Source organism: Catellatospora sp. TT07R-123, assembly GCF_018327705.1.
GTDB lineage: Bacteria > Actinomycetota > Actinomycetes > Mycobacteriales > Micromonosporaceae > Catellatospora.
On sequence record NZ_BNEM01000001.1, the window covers coordinates 1,987,398 to 2,006,761 of the forward strand.

Consider the following 19,364-nt stretch of genomic DNA (forward strand, 5'->3'; position numbering starts at 1 on the left):
GTTCCGCGAAAGCGGCGTGGGGCCCGGTCGGCCCGCATAGCGTGGGGGCGTGCGGGTCGAGGAACGGGAACGGGAGCAGGTCAGGGGCGGTGCGGCGGGCGGCGGGCAGGTGCGGCTGTCACGGGCCGGTGTCGGCGACACGCTGCGGGTCGCGCGGATCCTGCTGCTGCCGACCGTGGCGCAGGGCCTGGTCATCCGGCGGCGGCTGGTCACGCTGGCCGGACGCTGGTGGCAGCCGGACGCGCGGGCGGTGCGGCTCATGCAGCGGCTGCGCGGCCGGTACGGCGGCGGCGCCCTGCGCCTGCGCAACCCCGGCCGCCCGCTGGTGCTGGCCCTGTCCACCGACGCGGTACGCACCCTGCTGTCCGACACCGAGCCATACAGCCCGGCCACGGTCGAGAAGACCGCCGCACTGTCGCGGTTCCAGCCGCACGGGCTGCTGATCACCCCGGGGGCGCTGCGCGCGCCGCGCCGGGCGGTCAACGAGCGGGCGCTCGACGCCGACCTGCCGGTGCACCACCTCGCCGCGGCGATCACCGCCAAGATCTCCGAGGAGATCGCGCCGCTGCGCGAGCAGATGGGCGGGCGGCTGGCCTGGGACCGGTTCGCCACGGCGTACTGGCGGGCGGTGCGGCGCATCGTGCTCGGCGACGCCGCCCGCGACGACGACGAGCTGCTCGACCTGCTGTCCATGCTGCGCCGCGACGCCAACTGGGCGCAGCTGCGGCCCCGGCAGGACGGGGTGCGGCAGCGGTTCCAGCGGCGGCTGAACGCGCACCTGGCCCGGCGCGAGCCGGGCAGCCTCGCCTCGCTGCTGCCGCCGCCCGAACCGGTCGTGGACCCGTACGGCCAGGTCCCGCACTGGCTGTTCGCCTATGACGCGGCCGCCGCGACCGTCTTGCGCACCCTGGCCATGCTGGCCGTGCACCCCGCCCAGCGGGCGTGGGCAGCCGCCGACCTGCGGCCGGGCGAGTCCCCGCACCGCCTGCCGCGACTGCGCGCCTGCGTGCTGGAGACGCTCCGGCTGTGGCCGACCACCCCGGCGATCCTGCGCGAGGGCACCAGGCCGACCCGCTGGGGCGGCGGGCTGTTGCCCGCGCGCACCTCGTTCCTGGTGTACGCCCCGTTCCTGCACCGGGACGACCAGACCCTGCCCTACGCGCACCGCTTCGAACCGGCGCGGTGGATCGACGCCAACGGCCATGACGAGTGGTCGACGGTGTCGTTCAGCGCCGGCCCGGGCCGCTGCCCGGGGCGCAACCTGGTGCTGCTGACGACCACCGCGATCCTGGCAGTGCTGCTGCGCGACCGCGAGCCGCGCCTGCTGTCCGGCCCGTCGCTCAGCCCGGACCTGCCCCTTCCCGTAAACCTGGACCACTTCGGCCTACGCCTGCGCCTGGTCCCGTAACCGGCTCGCCGCCCACTTCGCCCACTTCACCCGCCGAGTTGCCGGACCCGGCCGAGTTGCCGGGCAATCGGGCACAGGAGCGGCCGTGATACGCCCGACTGCCCGGCAACTCGGCGGATCTTGGGGTCTTCGGGACGCGGCGGTGCGGCGGTGCGGTGGTCAGGTGGCGGTCAGGCGGCCGGGCCGGTGCGGGCCCAGACCACCTTGCCGTCGCTGGTCAGCATGCTGCCCCACGAGCCGGCCAGCGCGGAGACCAGCTCCAGGCCGCCGCCCCGGTCGTCGGGGCCGGGCGCCTGGGGCAGGAACGGGTCGCGGTCGCGGACGGCCAGGTCCACTCCGGCGGCGGTGCGGCGCACGGTCAGCCGCAGCTCGGTGCGGGCGTGTACGACCGCGTTGGCGGTCAGTTCGGAGGCCAGCAGGCGCACCAGCTGCGCCAGCCGGGGCACGCCGAAGTCCTGGCAGGCCTGCCCGGCCAGGTCGCGGGCCGTGCCGCAGCTGCTGGGCAGCGGTGGCAGGGTCACGGTGCGGCGCGGGGCGACCGGCAGCGCGGCGGCCGCGGCCAGGGCCGCTTCGGCATCGTCGTACGCGGTGATGCCGTCGTCGGCGGGCAGGCGCACCGCCGAGGCCGCGACCAGCAGCGGCGCACCCGGCCAGTGCCGGGCCGTCTGGGCCATGCCCCGCAGCCAGGCCGCCAGGCGCTCGTCGACGCAGCGCACTCCGGCCAGGTCCAGCACCACCGCGTCGGGCTGATCGGCCAGGCAGTCGCTGAGCGCCACCCCGACGTGGATCACCGTCGAGTCGTCGAGTGTGCCCGCCACCACGATCTCCGCGATCGGCAGGTGACGCCGGACATGGCACACCAGTGTCGACATGTCTCCTGAATCCCCGGGGCGGCCGGCGGCTAATCCCGCCACACCGAGGTTAACGAGCACCCGCCCGTCCCCGCCGCGCCCGGTCCGGCAGCCCGGCTACCGGTCGGCGCGCCCGGTCGGCCGGTCGACGTCGATCCAGGTCACCATGCCGACGACCCGTTCGGCCTCCAGCACCGGCAGCCGGTGCAGCTCGTGCGCCCGCATCAGGCGCACCGCCTCGTCCACGCCGTCCTCGGCGTGCACCGAGATCGGCTCCGGGCCGGCCAGGTCCTCGGCGGTGGTGTTGTGCGGGTCGAGATCGTCGGCCAGCGCGAGCACGAGGTCGCGTGCGGTGACCACGCCCAGCAGCTTGTCTCCGTCGGTGACCAGCACGTCGTCGATGCCGTGCTCGCGCATCAGGCGGGCCACGTCGACCATCGGGGCCTGGCGGTCCACGTGGATCGGCGCCCCGGTCATGATGTCGCGGACCATGAGCATGTCCATAACAGCTCCCCTCCCCTCCCAAGATACGTTTCCGGGCCCGCCCGGGAGGGGGGTGAAGCAGTTTCGGGGAAAGTGCAGGAATCTTGGTACCGATTCGAGCACTTTCCCCGAAACTGCATGATCCGCAGTGGGTGCGGCGGGCCCCGTCCCGGCTACTCGGTGACGGCGGCGGCGAACTGGGCCTCGTACAGGCGCGCGTACGCGCCGCCCGCGGCGATCAGCTTGTCGTGCGAGCCCTGCTCGACGATCGCGCCGTGCTCCATCACCAGGATGACGTCGGCGTTGCGGATCGTGGAGAGCCGGTGCGCGATGACGAAGCTGGTGCGCCCCTGCCGCAGCGAGCCCAGCGCCCGCTGGATCAGCACCTCGGTACGGGTGTCGACCGAGCTGGTGGCCTCGTCGAGGATCAGGATGCTCGGCTCGGCCAGGAACGCCCGCGCGATGGTGAGCAGCTGGCGCTCACCGGCGCTGACGTTGGTGCCCTCCTCGTCGAGCACGGTGTCGTAGCCGTGGGGCAGCGTACGGACGAACCGGTCGACGTGGGTCGCCCTGGCCGCCTCGACGATCTGCTCCTGGCTCGGGGCGTGCGCGCCGTAGGCGATGTTGTCGGCGATGGTGCCGCCGAACAGCCAGGTGTCCTGGAGCACCATGCCCATCTTGGCGCGCAGGTCCTCGCGGGTCATCGCGTTGACGTCGACGCCGTCGAGGGTGATCCGGCCGCCGTTGACGTCGTAGAAGCGCATCAGCAGGTTGACCAGCGTGGTCTTGCCCGCGCCGGTCGGGCCGACGATGGCCACCGTCTGCCCGGGTTCGACCGCCAGCGACAGGTCGGTGATCAACGGCTTGTCCGGGCTGTACGAGAACGACACGTGCTCGAAGCTGACCTGCCCGCGCACCGGGTCGACGGTGGCGGCCGGGACCGGCTCCGGGCTCTGCTCGGCCGCGTCGAGCAGCTCGAACACCCGCTCGGCCGAGGCGACGCCGGACTGGAGCAGGTTGGCCATGGCCGCGACCTGGGTCAGCGGCTGGCTGAACTGGCGCGAGTACTGGATGAACGCCTGGACGTCGCCCAGCGACAGCGAACCCGACGCCACCCGCAGCGCGCCGACGACGGCGACCAGCACGTAGTTCACGTTGCCGATGAAGAACATCGCGGGCTGGATCAGCCCGGAGATGAACTGCGCCTTGAACCCGGCCGTGTACAGCGCCTCGTTGTGCTCGCGGAACTTCTCGGCCGCCTCGGCCTGCCGCCCGAACACCTTCACCAGCGAGTGCCCGGTGTACATCTCCTCGATGTGGCCGTTGAGCTTGCCGGTGACGCCCCACTGGGCGACGAACTGCGGCTGGGCCCGCTTGCCGATCCGCATCGTCACGAACACCGACAGCGGCACCGTGACCAGGGCGATCACCGCCAGCAGCGGCGAGATCCAGACCATCATCGCCAGGACGCCGACGATGGTGAGCACCGAGTTCATCAGCTGGCTGAGCGACTGCTGCATGGTCTGCGCGACGTTGTCGATGTCGTTGGTCGCCTTGCTGAGCACCTCGCCGCGCTGCTGGCCGTCGAAGTAGCTCAGCGGCAGCCGCGACAGCTTGTGCTCGACCTGCTCGCGCAGGTTGTAGATCGCGCGCTGCACGACGGTGGTGATGAGGCGGAACTGGAACAGCGAGAACAGCGAGGCGGCGGCGTACACGGCCAGCGCCACCAGCAGCACGCGGCCCACGGCGTCGAAGTCGATGCCCTTGCCGGGCACGATGTTCATGGCCGCCATCATGTCGGCGATGTTGCCGTGGCCCTGCGCGCGCAGGCCCGCGACGACGTCGGTCTTGCTGACCCCGGCCGGCAGCTGCTTGCCGACCACGCCCTCGAAGATGAGGTTGGTGGCGTGGCCGAGGATGCGCGGGCCGGCCACGGCCAGGCCGACGCCGGTGACGCCGAGCGCCACGGCCAGCCACACCAGCGACCGGTACGGGTTGAGCAGCCGCAGCAGCCGCCGGCTGGACTCCTTGAAGTTCAGCGGCTTGGTCATCGACGGGCCGGCCATCATCGCGGCCGGGCCTAAGCGGGGGCCGCTGTCGCGGCGCGGAGCGGGGGCCGTCATCGCGCTTCCTCCTCGGTGAGCTGGGACAGCACGATCTCCCGGTAGGTGACGTTGCTGTGCATGAGTTCGGTGTGCGTGCCGGTCCCCACGACCCTGCCGTCGTCGAGCACGACGATGCGGTCGGCGTCGCGGATGGTGTTGACCCGCTGGGCCACGATCACCACGGTCGACTCGGCGGTCTCGCGGGCCAGCGCCGAGCGCAGCGCGGCGTCGGTGGCGTAGTCCAGGGCCGAGAACGAGTCGTCGAACAGGTAGATCTCCGGGCGGGCGACCAGGGCTCGGGCGATGGCCAGGCGCTGGCGCTGGCCGCCGGACACGTTGGTGCCGCCCTGGGCGATCGGGGCGTTCAGCTGCTCGGGCATGGCCTCGACGAACTCGCGGGCCTGCGCGGTCTCCAGCGCGTGCCACAGCTCGTCGTCGGTGGCGTCGGCCTTGCCGTAGCGCAGGTTGCTGGCGACGGTGCCGGAGAACAGGTACGGCTTCTGCGGCACGATCCCGACGGCCCGCGACAGCGTCTGCGGGTGCAGGTCGCGCACGTCGACGTCGTCGACGAGCACGTTGCCGCCGGTGGCGTCGAACAGCCGCGGCACCAGGTTGAGCAGGGTGGACTTGCCGCTGCCGGTGCTGCCGATGATGGCGGTGGTCTCGCCGGGCCGGGCGACCAGCTCGATGTCGCGCAGCACCGGCTCCTCGGCCCCGGGGTAGCTGAACTCGACGCCGCGCAGCTCCAGGTGCCCGCGTACGCCGCGGTCGAGGTCCTTGGGCCAGGCGGGCGGGACGACGCTGGGCTCGGTGCCGAGCACCTCCTCGATGCGCTCGGCGCACACCTCGGCCCGGGGGATCATGACGAACATGAAGGTGGCCATCATGACCGCCATCAGGATCTGCATGAGGTAGCTGAGGAACGCCGTCAGTGCGCCGACCTGCATGCCGCCGCTGTCGATGCGGTGCGCGCCGAACCACAGCACCGCGACGGTCGAGATGTTGATGATGAGCATGACCAGCGGGAACATCGAGGCCATCAGCTTGCCGACGGCCAGCGACACGTTGGTCAGGTCGGTGTTGGCCGCGGCGAAGCGGTCCTGCTCGCGCTTGTCGCGGACGAACGCGCGGATGACCCGGATGCCGGTGATCTGCTCGCGCATGACCCGGTTGACGCTGTCGATGTTGACCTGCATCATCCGGAACAGCGGCCGCATCCGGACCACGATGGTGCCGATGCCCAGCACCAGGGCCGGGATGACGGCCAGCAGCAGCCCGGACAGTTGCAGGTCCAGATTGAGCGCCAGGACGATGCCGCCGACCATCATGATCGGCGCGGACACCATCATGGTGAACGTCATCAGGGCCAGCATCTGGACCTGCTGCACGTCGTTGGTGGTACGCGTGATCAGCGACGGCGGGCCGAAGTGTCCCACCTCGCGGGCGGAGAAGTCCTGCACCCGGGCGAAGATCGCGGCCCGGATGTCGCGGCCGAGCGCCATCGACGTCTGCGCGCCGTAGTAGACCGCGCCGATCGAGCAGACGATCTGCACCAGTGACACGGCCAGCATCAGTGCGCCGATGCGCATGATGTAGCCGGTGTCGCCCTTGATCACGCCGTCGTCGATGATGTCGGCGTTGAGGGTGGGCAGGTAGAGGGTCGCGGTGGTCTGCACCAGTTGCAGCAGCACCACCAGGGCGATTTGCCGCTTGTACGGCCGCAGGTGGCGGCGTACGAGTCGCATCAGCATGGGGGCTCTTCCTTGATTTCGGGATGAAGCACTCCGTCGAGGACCACGCTCACGACCTCCTCGACGGGCAGATTCTCGGTGCGGTTGCTGAACATGATCATGGAGGTGATCATGGAGGCGACGGTGCCGGCGGGCATCCGCAGCCGGTGCTGATCGGGAGCGATCAGTTCGGCCAGCGCGTCCACCACACGGGGGAACCCGTCGCGCGAATCCGGCAGGCAGACGCCCGGGGGCAGCCCGCCGGTGCGCATCGCCATCATCAGCGGCATGTTCTCGCGGAACCGCTGGGCCAGGACCTTTACCGCGGTCTTCAGCCGGAACCGCAGGTCGGGCACGCCGCCCAGCGCCCGCAGCGCCGCGACCGTGGGGGCGTGATCGAAGGCTTGCGTCAGGGCGGCCGCCAGCAGCGCCGCCTTGTCCGGGAACACCCGGAACAGGGTGCCCTCGGCCACACCTGCGCACTCGGCGATCCGCCGGGTGCTCACATGCAGACCTTCAGCACGCAGCAAGGGCAGCGTGGCCGCGATGATCGCGGTCCGCCGCTCTTCAGGGGCCAGGGGTGCCACTCGGCGCCGGGGGGAGGCGTCAGTCACGGCGCACACGCTAAATGAGTGAGCACTCACTCCGCAACCCAATACCCCCGCCCACCCCACCCCCTTCCACGTTGATCATGAACTTATGGCCGGGTTCGACGGCGTGTCGCCACCCCGGCACCGTGATCGATTCGGCAGGTCGGGTTGCCGGGCGGAGCGGCCCGAGAGGATGGTCCCGGACCGGCGCGGGCCGGACCGGCGGCGTTGTCGGTCGAAACCTGTTGCCGGACAGCGGAAGTCGACCGGAAACGGCGATCTTCGGGCGGAGACCGCGCCCTGCGGCGGCCCGGGAAGGTGCCGCGGGCGGGTGCCGATAGACGTTGGCCTATTACGTCGAATAGTCGGGCGGCGGATTCACTTAGATAGGCCAGCGTCTATGAAAAACGGGGCGGCCGCCCGGCGCAACGGCCGGGTAGCCGCCCCCAGGGCAGGTGGCGGGTCAGGAGGCTGGACGGGCCTCGACCCTGGACCGGCCGAACAGCAGCGCGTCCAGCGACCACGCACCCGGGCCCAGCACCGCGATCATGAGGAAGCACCAGCAGAAGAGCGCCGCGAGCTCGCCGCCGTTGTTGAGCGGCAGCAGCGAGAGGGGCTGGTGCACCACGAAGTACGCGTAGGCCATGGAGCCGGAGCAGACCAGCGCGGCGGCCCTGGTGCCCAGGCCCGCCAGGACCAGCAGGCCGCAGATGAACTGGATGAGCGCGGCCCACCAGTTGGGCCAGGCACCGAACTCCAGCGCCCGGCCGGTGCCGCGGGCACCGCCGAAGACGCCGAACAGGCTCGACGCCCCGTGCAGAGTGAACAGCAGGCCCATGACCAGCCGGAACAGCGTGGTGGTCAGTTCGGGCAGACGTCCGACGGACACAGCGAAACTCCTTCGTTCCATTCATCACTGCCGATAGTGATGAAATTCGATGGAATTACGCACGGACCAGGGCGGCGTGTATTGATGAAGTGCGCCGAAACGTTGACTCTGCCCCGAAAACGCGCCGTCGGCTTCGACGGCAGCGCAGCTACCACCCCGCCCGGGCGGCGCACGTACGCACAGTGTGGAACGCGCGCCGACGCCCGGCATCTTCAAAGATGCTCCACTTATGCCAATTTCAGGCGGCGGTGACCCGGCCCGCCTCCACCGTCAGCAGCCGGTTGGTCCGCACCGCCTGGAGCATCTGCCGGTCGTGCGTCACCAGCAGCAGCGTCCCCCGGTACGACTCCAGCGCCGACTCCAGCTGCTCGATCGCCGGCAGGTCCAGGTGGTTGGTGGGCTCGTCGAGGACCAGCAGGTTCACCCCGGCCGCCTGCAGCAGCGCCAGCGCCGCCCGGGTGCGCTCCCCCGGCGACAGCGTCGCGGCCGGGCGCAGCACGTGCGCGGCGCGCAACCCGAACTTCGCCAGCAGCGTACGGACGTCCGCCGGGTTCAGCTCCGGCACCTGCGCCCCGAACGCGTCCACCAGCCGCTCGGTGCCCAGGAACCGGTTGCGGGCCTGGTCCACCTCGCCGACCACCACACCCGGCCCGAGCGCGGCGTGCCCCGACGCCAGCGGCGCCCGGCCCAGCAGCGCCCGCAGCAGGGTCGACTTGCCCGACCCGTTGGGGCCGGTGATCGCCACCCGGTCGGCCCAGTCGATGCTCAGGTCCACCGGCCCGAGCGTGAACGTGCCCTGCCTGACCACGGCCGCGTTGAGGGTGGCCACCACCGCCCCGGCGCGGGGCGCGGCGGCGATCTCCATCCGCAGCTGCCATTCCTTGCGGGGCTCCTCGACCTCTTCGAGGCGCTCGATCAGCCGCTCGGTCTGGCGCGCCTTGGCCGCCTGCTTCTCCGTCGACTCGGTCCGGAAGGCGCGGCCGACCTTGTCGTTGTCCGGCGCCTTGCGGCGGGCGTTCTTGACGCCCTTCTCCATCCAGGAGCGCTGCTGGCGGGCCCGCGCCTCCAGTCCCGACAGCGTGTCGGCGTACTCCTCGTAGTCGTCGCGGGCGTGCTGGCGGGCGATCTCCCGCTCCTGGAGGTAGGACAGGTAGCCGCCGCCGTAGACGCGGACCTGCTGCTGGTGCAGGTCCAGCTCCAGCACCTTGGTGACGACCCGGGTCAGGAACTCGCGGTCGTGGCTGACCAGCACCATCCCGGCGCGCAACTCGGTGACGAACCGTTCGAGCCGCTCCAGCCCCGCCAGGTCGAGGTCGTTGGTGGGCTCGTCGAGCAGGAAGATGTCATACCGGCTGAGCAGCAGCGACGCCATGCCGGCGCGCGCGGCCTGCCCGCCCGACAGCGACGTCATCGGATGGTCCAGGTCGACGTCCAGGCCCAGCTCCGCCGCGACCGCATCGGCCCGCTCGGGCAGGTCGGCCCCGCCCAGCGCCAGCCAGCGCTCCAGCGCCTCGTTGTATCGGTCGTCGGCGCCCGCCGCCCCCTCGGCCAGCGCCTGCGCGGCCGCGTCCAGCTCGTGCTGCGCCGCGCTCACACCCGTACGCCGTTCCAGGAAGGCGCGCACCGACTCCCCCGCCCGGCGCTCGGGCTCCTGGGGCAGGTGCCCGACGTTGGCCGCGGGCGGGTTGAGCGAGATCGTGCCGGCCTCGGCCGGGGCCAACCCCGCCAGCAGTCGCAACAGCGTGGACTTGCCGGCACCGTTGGCCCCGACCAGGCCGATCACGTCACCGGGCGCCACCACCAGGTCGAGATCGCTGAAGAGCACGCGCTCGCCGTGGCCGGCCGACAGGCCCCGGGCCACCAGCGTGGCGCTCACCGGGCACCGCTGTCGTCGAAGGTCACGCCCGGCAGCCTATCCGGCCCCGGATCGGAGCCTCAGCGGCTGGGCGGGGCTTCGCTGATCTCGGCCAGCGCCGAGCGCGGGTCCCGGTCGGCGGCCAGGTCGCCCAGCGACACGATGCCCACGGCGTGCCCGTCGGCGGTCACCGGCAGGCGGCGCAGCGCGTGCTCGCGCATGAGCTCCACCGCCGCCGACACCGGTTCGTCGGCCCCGACCATGACCAGGCGGTCGCTGAGGATGTCGCGCAGGTGTACGGCACCGGGCTCGCGTCCCGCCGCCATGCCCCGCACCACGATGTCGCGGTCGGTGACGATGCCCTCCAGGCGGCCGTCGCCGTCGAGGACGAGCACGTCGCCGATGTCGCGCCGAGCCATCTGCTCGGCCGCCTCGGTCAGGCTCGCCGTGTCCGGCAGGCAGACGGGGTTGGCGGTCATGATGTCGCGAACCAGCTGTTCTGTGGTCACGTTGCACCCCCTCGGGATGGGTTGGCATAAATGGTCACCTTTGCTCTTCCCACTCCGTACCCCGGCAAACCTCCGCTTTCCGCCGACTCGCCCAGCTTCGCCCCACCCGTTTCACATCGACGCCCGGCCTATCTAGAGGACTATTTTCCGGAATCCGTCCTCTAGATAGGCCAGCGTCGATAAGAAACCGCAGATGGGCCAGGCGTCGATCAAGAGCGGAGGCGGGGCGAGGCGGCGTCAGCGGCGAAACCGGATGCGGGTGGCGCGGCGTGGGCGCAGTTCCCGGTTCAGGCCCGTGGGCTGGGCGATTACACCAGGATGGGGAAGGACGCCCGACAGGAGAAAGGCAAGCGCCATGGTTGAACACGGCAAGAGCGGCGACGCCCCGTCCGGTGCCAGCCGCCGCACCACCACCGCCCACGCCGAGACGGGCGCGGCGGACATGCCCGGCGACATCGCCACGATGACCGTGACCGAGCTGCGCGGCTGGCTCAAGGACCACGGCGTCACCGGCACGTCCGGCATGCGCAAGGAGCAGCTGGTCTCCACGGTCAAGACGATGCGCTCAGACCAGGCCACCGCCACCGGCAGCAGCATCCCGACCGGCAAGAAGAGCGCCGCGGGCGGCACCGCGACCGTCCCGGGAGCCAAGAAGAGCACCACCGGTCACGCCAGGACCACCGAGGCCAAGGCCACCATCAGCACCCCGAGCAACGGGGCGGCGTCGGCGCACACCGCGCGGTCGGCGCAGATCGACGTGCCGGAGCGGGCGATCGAGCACGAAGACGTCATCGACGTGCTGCTGGCCCACCATGAGCAGATCAAGGCGCTGTTCGCGCTGGTCAACAAGGCGGGCGCGACGCACCGGCAGGAGACGTTCCAGCAGCTCGTACGGCTGATCGCGATCCACGAGACGATCGAGCAGCAGCTGGTGCACCCGATGTCCCAGCGCCGCCTGCCCGACGGACCGGACCTGGTCGAGTCGCGGGTGCAGGAGGAGGAGCAGGCCACCGAGGACCTGTCCGAGCTCTATGAGATGGGTGTCGACCACCCGGAGTTCGAGGCGCGCCTGGGCGAGCTGCGCGACGCGGTGATCGAGCACGCCGAGCTGGAGGAGGACGAGGAGTTCGGCCTGCTGCGCGAGGCCGTGCCGCGCGAGCAGCTGGCCAGCCTGGCGTCGGCCGCCCGCGCCGCCGAGCGGATCGCCCCGGCCAGCGCCGCCCAGGGCCCGCCGACCGCCATCGCCGAGCGGGTGCGCGACGCGCTGCGCGAGGCGCTGCGCTGATCCGGCCGCAGCAGCGGGCGCCCGCCGTCGGCGACGGCCGGGCGCCCGCTGCCGTACGGCCGCCGACGTTCGGCCCGGCCCCGGGCGCCCGCCGACGTTTGGCCCGGCCGGGGTTGCGGGAACGGGTAGGACGGAGCATTCCGCGTCGCGGGTGCCCGTGCCGGAGGGGGAACGGCCGTGAAGATCATGCGACGGATGTACCTGCTGGTAGCCGCGCTCGCGCTGGCGGTGGTGGGCGCGCAGGCGCCCGCCTCGGCGGCGGTGCAGCAGGACCAGGACTGGCTGAATTCGATGCACCAGGTGAACCTGACCGAGATCGCGCTCGGCGCGATGGCCGCCAACAACGCGGAGTCGCCGCTGGTCAAGAAGACCGCCGCCGACTTCGCCAGCGGCCACCAGGCGCTGGACGACGAGTTGAAGCAGGTCGCGCAGCAGCTCAAGGTGACGCTGCCGGACAAGCCGAACGAACAGCAGCAGCTGGCGATCCAGAAGCTGGGCATGCTGAACGGGGCCGCGTTCGACCAGCTGTGGTTCGCGACCAACGTGGCCGGTCACCAGCAGGCGCTGCAGGCCGCGCAGAACGAGGTCAAGTCGGGTCAGCACCCGCAGGCGGTGGCCCTGGCCAACAAGGCCGTCGAGGCGATCTCGACGCACATCGCGGAGCTGAAGCAGATCGCGCCGCAGCTAGGGCTGCCCGTGCCCCAGTGAGCAGCAGGCCGGCGGCCGGACCGCGTGGTCCGGCCGCCGGGTGCTGCCGTGCTCAGTCCTGCTTGACCTCGGCCTTGTCGTCGGTGGCCCACAGGGTGTGGAACACGCCGTCGGTGTCGGTCCGCTTGTAGGTGTGCGCGCCGAACAGGTCGCGCAGGCCCTGGGTCAGCGCGGCGGGCAGCCGGTCGCGGCGCAGGCCGTCGTAGTAGGCCAGCGACGAGGAGAACACCGGCGCCGGGATGCCCAGCTGCGCGGCGGTGGCCACCACGCGCCGCCACGCCGGGACGGCGTCGCCGATCGCCTTGGCGAACGCCGGGGCGAACAGCAGGTTCGCGGGCGGGTTGGCGCCGGAGTAGGCGTCGGTGATGTCGCGCAGCAGCGAGGCCCGGATGATGCAGCCGCCGCGCCACAGCGAGGCGATCGCGGCCAGGTTCAGGTCCCAGCCGTACTCCTTGGCCGCCGACACCAGCATGTCCAGGCCCTGGGCGTAGCTGACCAGCTTCGACGCGTACAGCGCCTGGCGCACGTCCTCGGTGAACGTGTCGGGCAGGTCGACCTTCGTCTCGTGCCCGGCCAGCACCTGCCGCGCCACCGGGCGCTGCGCGGACTGCGAGGACAGCGAGCGGGCGAACACCGACTCGGCGATGCCGGTGACCGGCGAGCCGAGCTCCAGCGCCGCGATGACGGTCCAGCCGCCGGTGCCCTTCTGGCCCGCCTGGTCGACGACCACGTCCACGAACGGCTTGCCGGTCTTCGCGTCGACGTGGCCGAGCACCTCGGCGGTGATCTCGATCAGGAACGAGGACAGGTCGCCCTTGTTCCACTCGGCGAAGATCTTCGCCTGCTCGCCGGGCTCGATGCCGGCGCCGGAGCGCAGCAGGTCGTACGCCTCGCCGATGACCTGCATGTCGGCGTACTCGATGCCGTTGTGGACCATCTTGACGAAGTGGCCGGCGCCGTCGGTGCCGATCCACGAGCAGCAGGGCTGGCCGTCGACGTGCGCGGAGATCTTCTCCAGCATCGGCCCGAGCGACTCGTACGACTTCTTCGAACCGCCCGGCATGATGGACGGGCCCTTGAGTGCGCCCTCCTCGCCGCCGGAGACGCCCACGCCCACGAAGTGCAGGCCCTTGGTGGCCAGCGCGGCCTCGCGGCGGCGGGTGTCGTGGTAGAGCGAGTTGCCCGCGTCGATGATGATGTCGTCGGTGTCGAGCAGCGGCACCAGCTCCTCGATCACGTCGTCGACCGGCTTGCCGGCCTTGACCATGATCAGGACGCGGCGCGGGCGCTCCAGCGCGTCGACGAGGTCCTGCAGCGTCTCGGTGGCCACGAAGGTGCCCTCGTCGCCGTGCTGCTCGATCAGGGCGTCGGTGCGGGCCCGGGTGCGGTTGTGCACCGCCACCGTGTAGCCGTTGCGCGCCAGGTTGCGGGCCAGGTTCGCACCCATCACCGCGAGCCCGGTCACACCGATCTGTGCTGCTGCTGTCATGCTGAAGACTCCTCAGCGCCAGGCAGCCGGGATCGGGTGCGCCTCGCTGCGCGCCACGCGCCGCGGCTCGCCGGCAGGGCCGTAGGTTCGATCTGAACGATCATCCTCATCCTAGTTTCCGGACCGCTGACCGCACCCCGACCGTCCCACTTTTCCCGCATTCCCGCCACCGCCCCGATGCTCCCCCGCAGCACCGGGGCGGCGTCAGGGCCGCAGGCCGTCGGCACGGGCCAGGGTCAGCTCGGGCGCCTCCCCCGTGGTCAGGTCGACGTCCTCGACCAGGTCGCCGTCGCGCAGCCGCAGGATCCGGTCGCAGCGGGCGGCCAGTCGCTGCTCGTGCGTGGCGATCAGCACGGTCATGCCGTACGCGGTGCGCAGGCGCAGCAGCAGGTCCATGATCTCGGCGCCGGTGCGCGAGTCGAGGTTGCCGGTGGGCTCGTCGGCCAGCAGCAGGCGCGGGCGCCCGATCAGCGCGCGGGCGATCGCCACGCGCTGCTGCTGGCCGCCGGAGAGCTGGCCGGGCAGCGAGCGTTCCCGGTCGGTCAGGCCGACCGCGGCCAGCAGCTCGCGGGCGCGGGCGGTGCGGTCGAACCCGACGCGGTACGGCAGCACCGGCGCGACCACGTTGTCCAGCGCCGTCAGCGCGGGCAGCAGGTGGTAGCGCTGGAACACGAACCCGACCGTCCGCCGGTACGCGGTCAGCCCCGCGGACCGCAGGCCGGTCAGCTCGGTGCCGTCCACGGTGACCGTGCCCGCGTCGGGGCGTTCGATCGCCCCGATCAGGTGCAGCAGCGTCGACTTGCCCGATCCGGACGGTCCGGTGACCGCGACGAGCGCACCGGGCGCCACGTCCAGGTCCAGCCCGTTCGCGGCGGTGATCTCGGCGCCGCCGCTGCGGAACCGCTTGGTCAGTCCGGCGACGGCGACGCTCGCGCCGGCCGGTGTCGGTTCGGTCATGGGGCCTACTCCTCCGCCAGGATGATCGACATAGGTGCCCGCTGCTGGAGCAGCGCGGGGACGAGCGAGGCCAGCACCGCCAGCACCACGGCGGCGCCGCCGACGGCAAGCGCCGTCCACGGCAGCGCCGCGGGCAGCGACCCGGCGAACCAGGCCGCGCCGAGCAGGCCGCCCCCGGCCCCGAGCAGCGCGCCGAGCAGGCCGATCCCGGCTGCCTCGTACGCGATGAGCCGGGCCGTGGCCGCCCGCGACCAGCCGGTGGCGCGCAGCGTGGCCAGCTCGGCCGCGCGGTCGCGCACCCCGAGGTAGAGCACGTCGCCGACGGCGGCCAGTCCGAGCAGGACGGTCGCGGCCACGGCGAGGGTGTCGACGGGCCGCACCCGCAGCGACACCGCGTCGCCGAGCAGCGTGCCGGTGGCGGTGCCGTGGAAGACCCAGGTGACCGCGGCGACCATGGTGGTGCCCGCGACGCCGACGGCCAGCGCCAGCACGCCCAGGGCGGTGCGGCCGGGCATCCGGCGCAGGTTGGCCGCGGCCAGCCCGGCCAGGCCGCGGCGGCGTCCCGCCCGCCGTCCGGGCGCGGCCACCGCGGGGTGCACCGCGCCGGCCGGGTGGGCGCGGGCCGCGCGGGCGACCGGGATCGCGGCCGCCACCAGCGCCAGGGCCAGAGCCACCGGCACCGCCAGCAGCGCCTGCCGCAGCGGCACCGCGATGCCCGCGAGCCTGCCCACGCCCAGCGCCGCCGGGACCGCGACCAGCCCGGCGAGCAGTGCGATCGCGCCCGCCTCCCCGGCGACCAGGGCCGCCAGCCGTCCCCGGGACCAGCCCAGGCAGGCCAGCACGGCCAGTTCCCGGCGCCGCTCGCGCACCGCCGCCGCGACCGCGTTGCCGACGAACAGCACGCAGACCAGCAGGATGAGTCCGAACAGGACGACGCTCTTGCGGTCGGCGGCCTCGATCAGCGCCACCGCGACGCCCTTGCGCGACCACGGCTCGGCCAGCGTCAGCGCCGGGCGCCCGTACGAGCCCGGGGGCAGCGCCACGGTCTGCGGGGCGAGCGAGGAGCCGTACACGATGTCGACGTCGAGGCCGGTCGCGGCGGCGATGTCCTCCGCGGTCTGGCGCACCTTCTCCCGTGACACCGCGTCGAAGCCGTGCAGCCCGGCGACCCGCACCCGGATCGCCGAGATCGGCGCGGGCGCGGTCCGGCCCGGCAGGATCGTGTCGAGCGCGACCAGCACCGACGGCGAGGTGGCCAGGTAGCCGCCCGGGTTGGTGTCGGGCCGCAGCGGCTGCCCGCCCAGCAGCGCCGCGGTCCGCGCGTCACCGGCCTGGGCCGACACCGGCAGGTACGTCTCCAGCGACGCCCCGGCCAGCCCGTCGCCGGTGGTCAGCCGGTCGCGGTCGAACACGCCCACCACGACCGGGTCGACCAGCGCGCCCAGCACCTCCGCCCGGGGCACCGCCCGCACCGGCCGGAACCCGGTGTCGGTGGCGAGCATCGGCACCGCGTCGAACTGCCCCGTCCCCCAGCCCCGCACGGCGGGCGTGCCGGTCCGCACCGCGAGCACGCCGCCGGGGCCCTCGTCGTAGTCGACCGGGCCGATCTGGCGCAGCAGCTCGGTGCCGATCGGCATGCCGGTGCCCGAGTGCGCGCCGTCCCACAGCCGCGGGTCGTAGCCGGTCACCGCGGCGACCGCGGCGCTGGTGCGGCTGGTGCCCGGGATCGTCGGCAGCCGCTCCAGCTCCGCGACCCGGCCGAAGGTGCGCCCGGCCACGATCCGGTCGCCCAGCGCGACCTGCTCGGTCCGGACGGCGACGCGGTCGTCGACGTTCGGCGCGGCGGCGACCAGCACCGGCGGCATCGGCCTGCCACTCATCGCGCAGCACTCCGGCGCCGCGAAGGGCAGCGCCTTCTCGTCGGGCTTGAGGTAGCGGCCCGCCACGATCGCCCGGTCGAGGCCGACCAGTTCCGCCTCGGCGGCAGGGTCGATGCCGGCGACCAGCATCGGCAGCGGCACCAGCACAGTGGCCCGCAGCCGGTCGGTGCGCGCCCCGTCCACGGTGAACGATCCGTCGGCGTTGAGCTGGGCGTGCACCGACTGGGCGCGGCGCTGCACGCCCTGGGTGTAGGTGACGTTCGGGCACAGCGGCAGCCAGCGCCCGTCGGACTGCCGCTCGTACGGCGGGCCGACCATCCACCACTGGTCGAAGCACTGCACCTCGGTGTGCTTGCGCGTGCCGTCGGTGTAGGCGGTGTCGGCGGCCGTTCCTACCGTCACCGGCTCGCTGGGCCAGGCCAGCGGCTGGGTGGTGACGTAGACCAGGTTGGTCAGCGGGTCCTCGACGTTGGTGAGGCCGGAGTCGGCCTGCCACAGCGGGCGGACCTGGATGAGCTGGCGGGACTTGCTCCGGTCGACGCTGTCGGTGACGTCGATGCTGACCGTGGTCCAGCTGAAGCCGTAGCCGAGCATCGCGATCGGGGCGGCCACCTCGACCCCGGGCAGCCGCTGGACGCGCCGCCACTGGTCGACCTCGATGCCGCCGTACTGCCCGGCGAGGAAGTTGGGGCGGACCAGACCGCGATCGCGCTCCAGCGCGGTGCGGCTGCCGGACGGGCGGACCAGGATCTCGTACGCCCCGCGGGCGTGCTCGGCCACGGCCCCGGACACCTGCAGCCGGGCCGTCTGCGTCGCTCCGGTCAGGACGGTGAACCCGGTGGCGGCCAGCAGCACGCCCAAGAGCAGGGCCAGCGCGCGACCGCGGCGATAGGACAGACCAGCGAACACCATTCGCACCACGCGATCACGATGCCCGATGAATTGTGACAATGCAAGGGGTAAGCTTCCCCGCATGCCCATCCAGCACGCGGTGCTCGCCCTGCTCGCCGACGGACCCGGCTACGGCTACGAGCTCAAGGGCGCCTTCGAGGCGGCCGTCGGTCCACAGTGGGGGCCGCTGAACATCGGCCACCTCTACCAGGTGCTCGACCGGCTGTCCCGCGACGGGCAGGTCAGCTCGACCCGCGTCAGCCAGGCCGTCAAACCCGACCGGGTCGTGTACGCCATCACCGAGGCAGGACGCGCCGAGCTCGCCGGATGGTTGGACTCCCCCAGCCCGCGCACGTCCGGCTTCCGCGACGACGTCTTCCTCAAGATCATGGCGGCCGCGCACACCCGCGACGCGGACACGGTGCGCCACGTGCTCTCCGGGCAGCGCGCCTTCCTGCTGCGCGAGCTGCGCAACCTGGAGCAGCTGCGCCGAGAGCGCACCGGCGACCTGGTGGTGAGCCTGCTGCTGGCGGCCGCGGCCCGGCACGTCGGCGCCGATCTGGCGTTCCTCGACGACGTCGAGGAGGCCCTGCTGCACGACGCGGCCGTCCTGGCCGCCCTGCCCGCCCGCCGCGAGGCGCCGGCCCCCGCCGCCGGGCGCGCCGCCGCGTAGCGCCTCGTCCGCACCAGCGGCCCTACACGCCCGGTGATCAGGTAACCACCCCGTGAGATGACCGTTACCCGACAGGCGACAACCACCCCGGCCACCGGTACGGTCTTCTGATGGATCTCTGGGTCGGGGTGGGCGGCTTCGTCGTCGGCGTCATCGTCGGGCTCACCGGCATGGGCGGCGGCGCCCTGATGACGCCGCTGCTGGTGCTGGTCTTCGGCGTGCCGCCGCTGAGCGCCGTCTCCAGCGACCTGGTCGCCAGCGCGATCATGAAGCCGTTCGGCGGCGCGGTGCACCTGCGCCGGGGCACGGTCGACAAGGCCCTGGTCGGCTGGCTGTGCGCGGGCAGCATCCCGGCCGCGTTCGGCGGGGTGTTCATCGCCAAGGCCCTGAAGGGCGACGGCGTCCAGCAGACGATCCAGTACGCGCTGGGCGGCGCCCTGCTGCTGGCCGCGTCCGGCCTGATCATCAAGGTGTACCTCGGCATCCGGGCGCAGGGGCGCGCGGCCGCCGGGCTCGCGGAGGCCGTCGAGGACGACCACGCCCCTGTTCGCGTACGCGTAATTCCGACGGTTCTGGTCGGAATGGTAGGCGGCCTGGTGGTGGGCGTGACCTCGGTCGGCTCCGGCTCGCTGATCGTCATCGCGCTGATGGCGCTCTACCCGCGGCTGCACCCGCACCGCCTGGTCGGCACCGACCTGGTCCAGGCCGTGCCGCTGGTCGCCTCGGCCGCCGTGGCGCACCTGCTGTTCGGCGACTTCAAGCTCGGCCTCACCGTCACGCTGGTCGCCGGGGCGGTGCCCGGCGTGCTGCTCGGCGCCGCCGTCTCGACCCGCGCCCCGGCGGGCATCATCCGCGCCGCGCTCACCGTCGTGCTGGTCGCCAGCGGCGCCAAGCTGCTCGGCGCGAGCACCCCGGTCGTCGGCGCGCTCGCGCTGGGCCTGCTGATCGCGCTGCCCGTCGTGTGGATGCTGGTCCGCCGGATGGCGGGCCTGCCCGCCCTGCCCGCCCGCACCCCGGCACCGGCCCCGGCCGAGCCGGAGCCGGTCGCCGCCGCGAACTGA

16 protein-coding genes are annotated in these 19,364 nt (G+C 72.7%); 5 read left to right on the forward strand and 11 right to left on the reverse strand.

Going from position 1 to position 19,364, the window contains the following annotated elements:
- Positions 1 to 49: 49 nt before the first annotated feature.
- Complete coding sequence (locus Cs7R123_RS08270) at positions 50 to 1,408, forward strand: cytochrome P450 (protein ID WP_212824823.1); 1,359 nt, start codon at positions 50 to 52, stop codon at positions 1,406 to 1,408.
- 170 nt (positions 1,409 to 1,578) lie between these two features.
- Here the strand turns inward: Cs7R123_RS08270 and Cs7R123_RS08275 are convergent, their stop codons facing one another.
- The 8 genes from Cs7R123_RS08275 to Cs7R123_RS08310 all read right to left on the reverse strand — a co-directional run bounded on the left by Cs7R123_RS08275 (position 1,579) and on the right by Cs7R123_RS08310 (position 10,420).
- Positions 1,579 to 2,280 carry an ATP-binding protein gene (locus Cs7R123_RS08275; RefSeq protein ID WP_212824825.1) on the reverse strand — a complete coding sequence of 234 codons (702 nt, stop codon included), beginning with the start codon at positions 2,278 to 2,280 and terminating at the stop codon, positions 1,579 to 1,581.
- A 96-nt stretch (positions 2,281 to 2,376) separates the two neighbouring features.
- Positions 2,377 to 2,763: a CBS domain-containing protein gene (locus tag Cs7R123_RS08280; protein ID WP_212824827.1), complete on the reverse strand. Its 387-nt coding sequence runs from the start codon at positions 2,761 to 2,763 to the stop codon at positions 2,377 to 2,379.
- Positions 2,764 to 2,915: 152 nt separating this feature from the next.
- On the reverse strand, positions 2,916 to 4,865 hold the full coding sequence (locus Cs7R123_RS08285; RefSeq protein WP_212824829.1) for an ABC transporter ATP-binding protein: 1,950 nt from the start codon (positions 4,863 to 4,865) through the stop codon (positions 2,916 to 2,918).
- Positions 4,862 to 6,598 carry an ABC transporter ATP-binding protein gene (locus tag Cs7R123_RS08290; protein ID WP_212824831.1) on the reverse strand — a complete coding sequence of 579 codons (1,737 nt, stop codon included), beginning with the start codon at positions 6,596 to 6,598 and terminating at the stop codon, positions 4,862 to 4,864. The genes Cs7R123_RS08285 and Cs7R123_RS08290 overlap by 4 nt, the downstream gene beginning before the upstream one ends.
- Positions 6,592 to 7,164: a TetR/AcrR family transcriptional regulator gene (locus tag Cs7R123_RS08295; RefSeq protein WP_212824833.1), complete on the reverse strand. Its 573-nt coding sequence runs from the start codon at positions 7,162 to 7,164 to the stop codon at positions 6,592 to 6,594. The genes Cs7R123_RS08290 and Cs7R123_RS08295 overlap by 7 nt, the downstream gene beginning before the upstream one ends.
- A 466-nt stretch (positions 7,165 to 7,630) precedes the next feature.
- On the reverse strand, positions 7,631 to 8,077 hold the full coding sequence (locus Cs7R123_RS08300) for a DoxX family protein (RefSeq protein ID WP_212824835.1): 447 nt from the start codon (positions 8,075 to 8,077) through the stop codon (positions 7,631 to 7,633).
- 217 nt (positions 8,078 to 8,294) lie between these two features.
- Positions 8,295 to 9,932: an ABC-F family ATP-binding cassette domain-containing protein gene (locus tag Cs7R123_RS08305; RefSeq protein WP_212824837.1), complete on the reverse strand. Its 1,638-nt coding sequence runs from the start codon at positions 9,930 to 9,932 to the stop codon at positions 8,295 to 8,297.
- A 59-nt stretch (positions 9,933 to 9,991) separates the two neighbouring features.
- On the reverse strand, positions 9,992 to 10,420 hold the full coding sequence (locus Cs7R123_RS08310; RefSeq protein ID WP_244871690.1) for a CBS domain-containing protein: 429 nt from the start codon (positions 10,418 to 10,420) through the stop codon (positions 9,992 to 9,994).
- A 355-nt stretch (positions 10,421 to 10,775) separates the two neighbouring features.
- Between Cs7R123_RS08310 and Cs7R123_RS08315 the strand changes: the two genes are divergently transcribed.
- The gene (locus Cs7R123_RS08315) at positions 10,776 to 11,705 is read left to right on the forward strand and encodes a hemerythrin domain-containing protein (protein ID WP_212824839.1); all 930 of its coding nucleotides are present in this window, start codon (positions 10,776 to 10,778) and stop codon (positions 11,703 to 11,705) included.
- Positions 11,706 to 11,900: 195 nt separating this feature from the next.
- Entirely contained in the window at positions 11,901 to 12,413 is a 513-nt protein-coding gene (locus Cs7R123_RS08320; protein WP_212824841.1) for a DUF4142 domain-containing protein, read from the forward strand.
- A 52-nt stretch (positions 12,414 to 12,465) separates the two neighbouring features.
- Here Cs7R123_RS08320 and gndA read toward each other — a convergent pair whose 3' ends face one another.
- The 3 genes from gndA to Cs7R123_RS08335 all read right to left on the reverse strand — a co-directional run bounded on the left by gndA (position 12,466) and on the right by Cs7R123_RS08335 (position 17,651).
- Positions 12,466 to 13,902 carry an NADP-dependent phosphogluconate dehydrogenase gene (gene gndA / locus Cs7R123_RS08325; protein WP_212824843.1) on the reverse strand — a complete coding sequence of 479 codons (1,437 nt, stop codon included), beginning with the start codon at positions 13,900 to 13,902 and terminating at the stop codon, positions 12,466 to 12,468.
- A gap of 204 nt (positions 13,903 to 14,106) precedes the next feature.
- Positions 14,107 to 14,859 (reverse strand): ABC transporter ATP-binding protein, encoded by a 753-nt coding sequence (locus Cs7R123_RS08330; RefSeq protein WP_212824845.1) that lies wholly within the window; start codon positions 14,857 to 14,859, stop codon positions 14,107 to 14,109.
- A 5-nt stretch (positions 14,860 to 14,864) separates the two neighbouring features.
- Complete coding sequence (locus tag Cs7R123_RS08335; protein ID WP_308442892.1) at positions 14,865 to 17,651, reverse strand: ABC transporter permease; 2,787 nt, start codon at positions 17,649 to 17,651, stop codon at positions 14,865 to 14,867.
- A gap of 61 nt (positions 17,652 to 17,712) precedes the next feature.
- Between Cs7R123_RS08335 and Cs7R123_RS08340 the strand changes: the two genes are divergently transcribed.
- Entirely contained in the window at positions 17,713 to 18,303 is a 591-nt protein-coding gene (locus tag Cs7R123_RS08340; RefSeq protein WP_212824849.1) for a PadR family transcriptional regulator, read from the forward strand.
- Between the two features lie 110 nt (positions 18,304 to 18,413).
- On the forward strand, positions 18,414 to 19,364 hold the full coding sequence (locus tag Cs7R123_RS08345; protein WP_212824851.1) for a sulfite exporter TauE/SafE family protein: 951 nt from the start codon (positions 18,414 to 18,416) through the stop codon (positions 19,362 to 19,364).

Excerpts from the sequence above, each read along its gene's own strand:
- Cs7R123_RS08340 (WP_212824849.1), top strand. The coding sequence starts at position 17,713 with ATGCCCATCCAGCACGCGGTGCTCGCCCTGCTCGCCGACGGACCCGGC.
- Cs7R123_RS08275 (WP_212824825.1), bottom strand. The coding sequence starts at position 2,280 with ATGTCGACACTGGTGTGCCATGTCCGGCGTCACCTGCCGATCGCGGAG.
- Cs7R123_RS08285 (WP_212824829.1), bottom strand. The coding sequence starts at position 4,865 with ATGACGGCCCCCGCTCCGCGCCGCGACAGCGGCCCCCGCTTAGGCCCG.
- Cs7R123_RS08335 (WP_308442892.1), bottom strand. The coding sequence starts at position 17,651 with ATGGTGTTCGCTGGTCTGTCCTATCGCCGCGGTCGCGCGCTGGCCCTG.
- Cs7R123_RS08315 (WP_212824839.1), top strand. The coding sequence starts at position 10,776 with ATGGTTGAACACGGCAAGAGCGGCGACGCCCCGTCCGGTGCCAGCCGC.
- Cs7R123_RS08290 (WP_212824831.1), bottom strand. The coding sequence starts at position 6,598 with ATGCTGATGCGACTCGTACGCCGCCACCTGCGGCCGTACAAGCGGCAA.
- Cs7R123_RS08330 (WP_212824845.1), bottom strand. The coding sequence starts at position 14,859 with ATGACCGAACCGACACCGGCCGGCGCGAGCGTCGCCGTCGCCGGACTG.
- gndA (WP_212824843.1), bottom strand. The coding sequence starts at position 13,902 with ATGACAGCAGCAGCACAGATCGGTGTGACCGGGCTCGCGGTGATGGGT.
- Cs7R123_RS08280 (WP_212824827.1), bottom strand. The coding sequence starts at position 2,763 with ATGGACATGCTCATGGTCCGCGACATCATGACCGGGGCGCCGATCCAC.
- Cs7R123_RS08300 (WP_212824835.1), bottom strand. The coding sequence starts at position 8,077 with ATGGAACGAAGGAGTTTCGCTGTGTCCGTCGGACGTCTGCCCGAACTG.
- Cs7R123_RS08345 (WP_212824851.1), top strand. The coding sequence starts at position 18,414 with ATGGATCTCTGGGTCGGGGTGGGCGGCTTCGTCGTCGGCGTCATCGTC.
- Cs7R123_RS08320 (WP_212824841.1), top strand. The coding sequence starts at position 11,901 with ATGTACCTGCTGGTAGCCGCGCTCGCGCTGGCGGTGGTGGGCGCGCAG.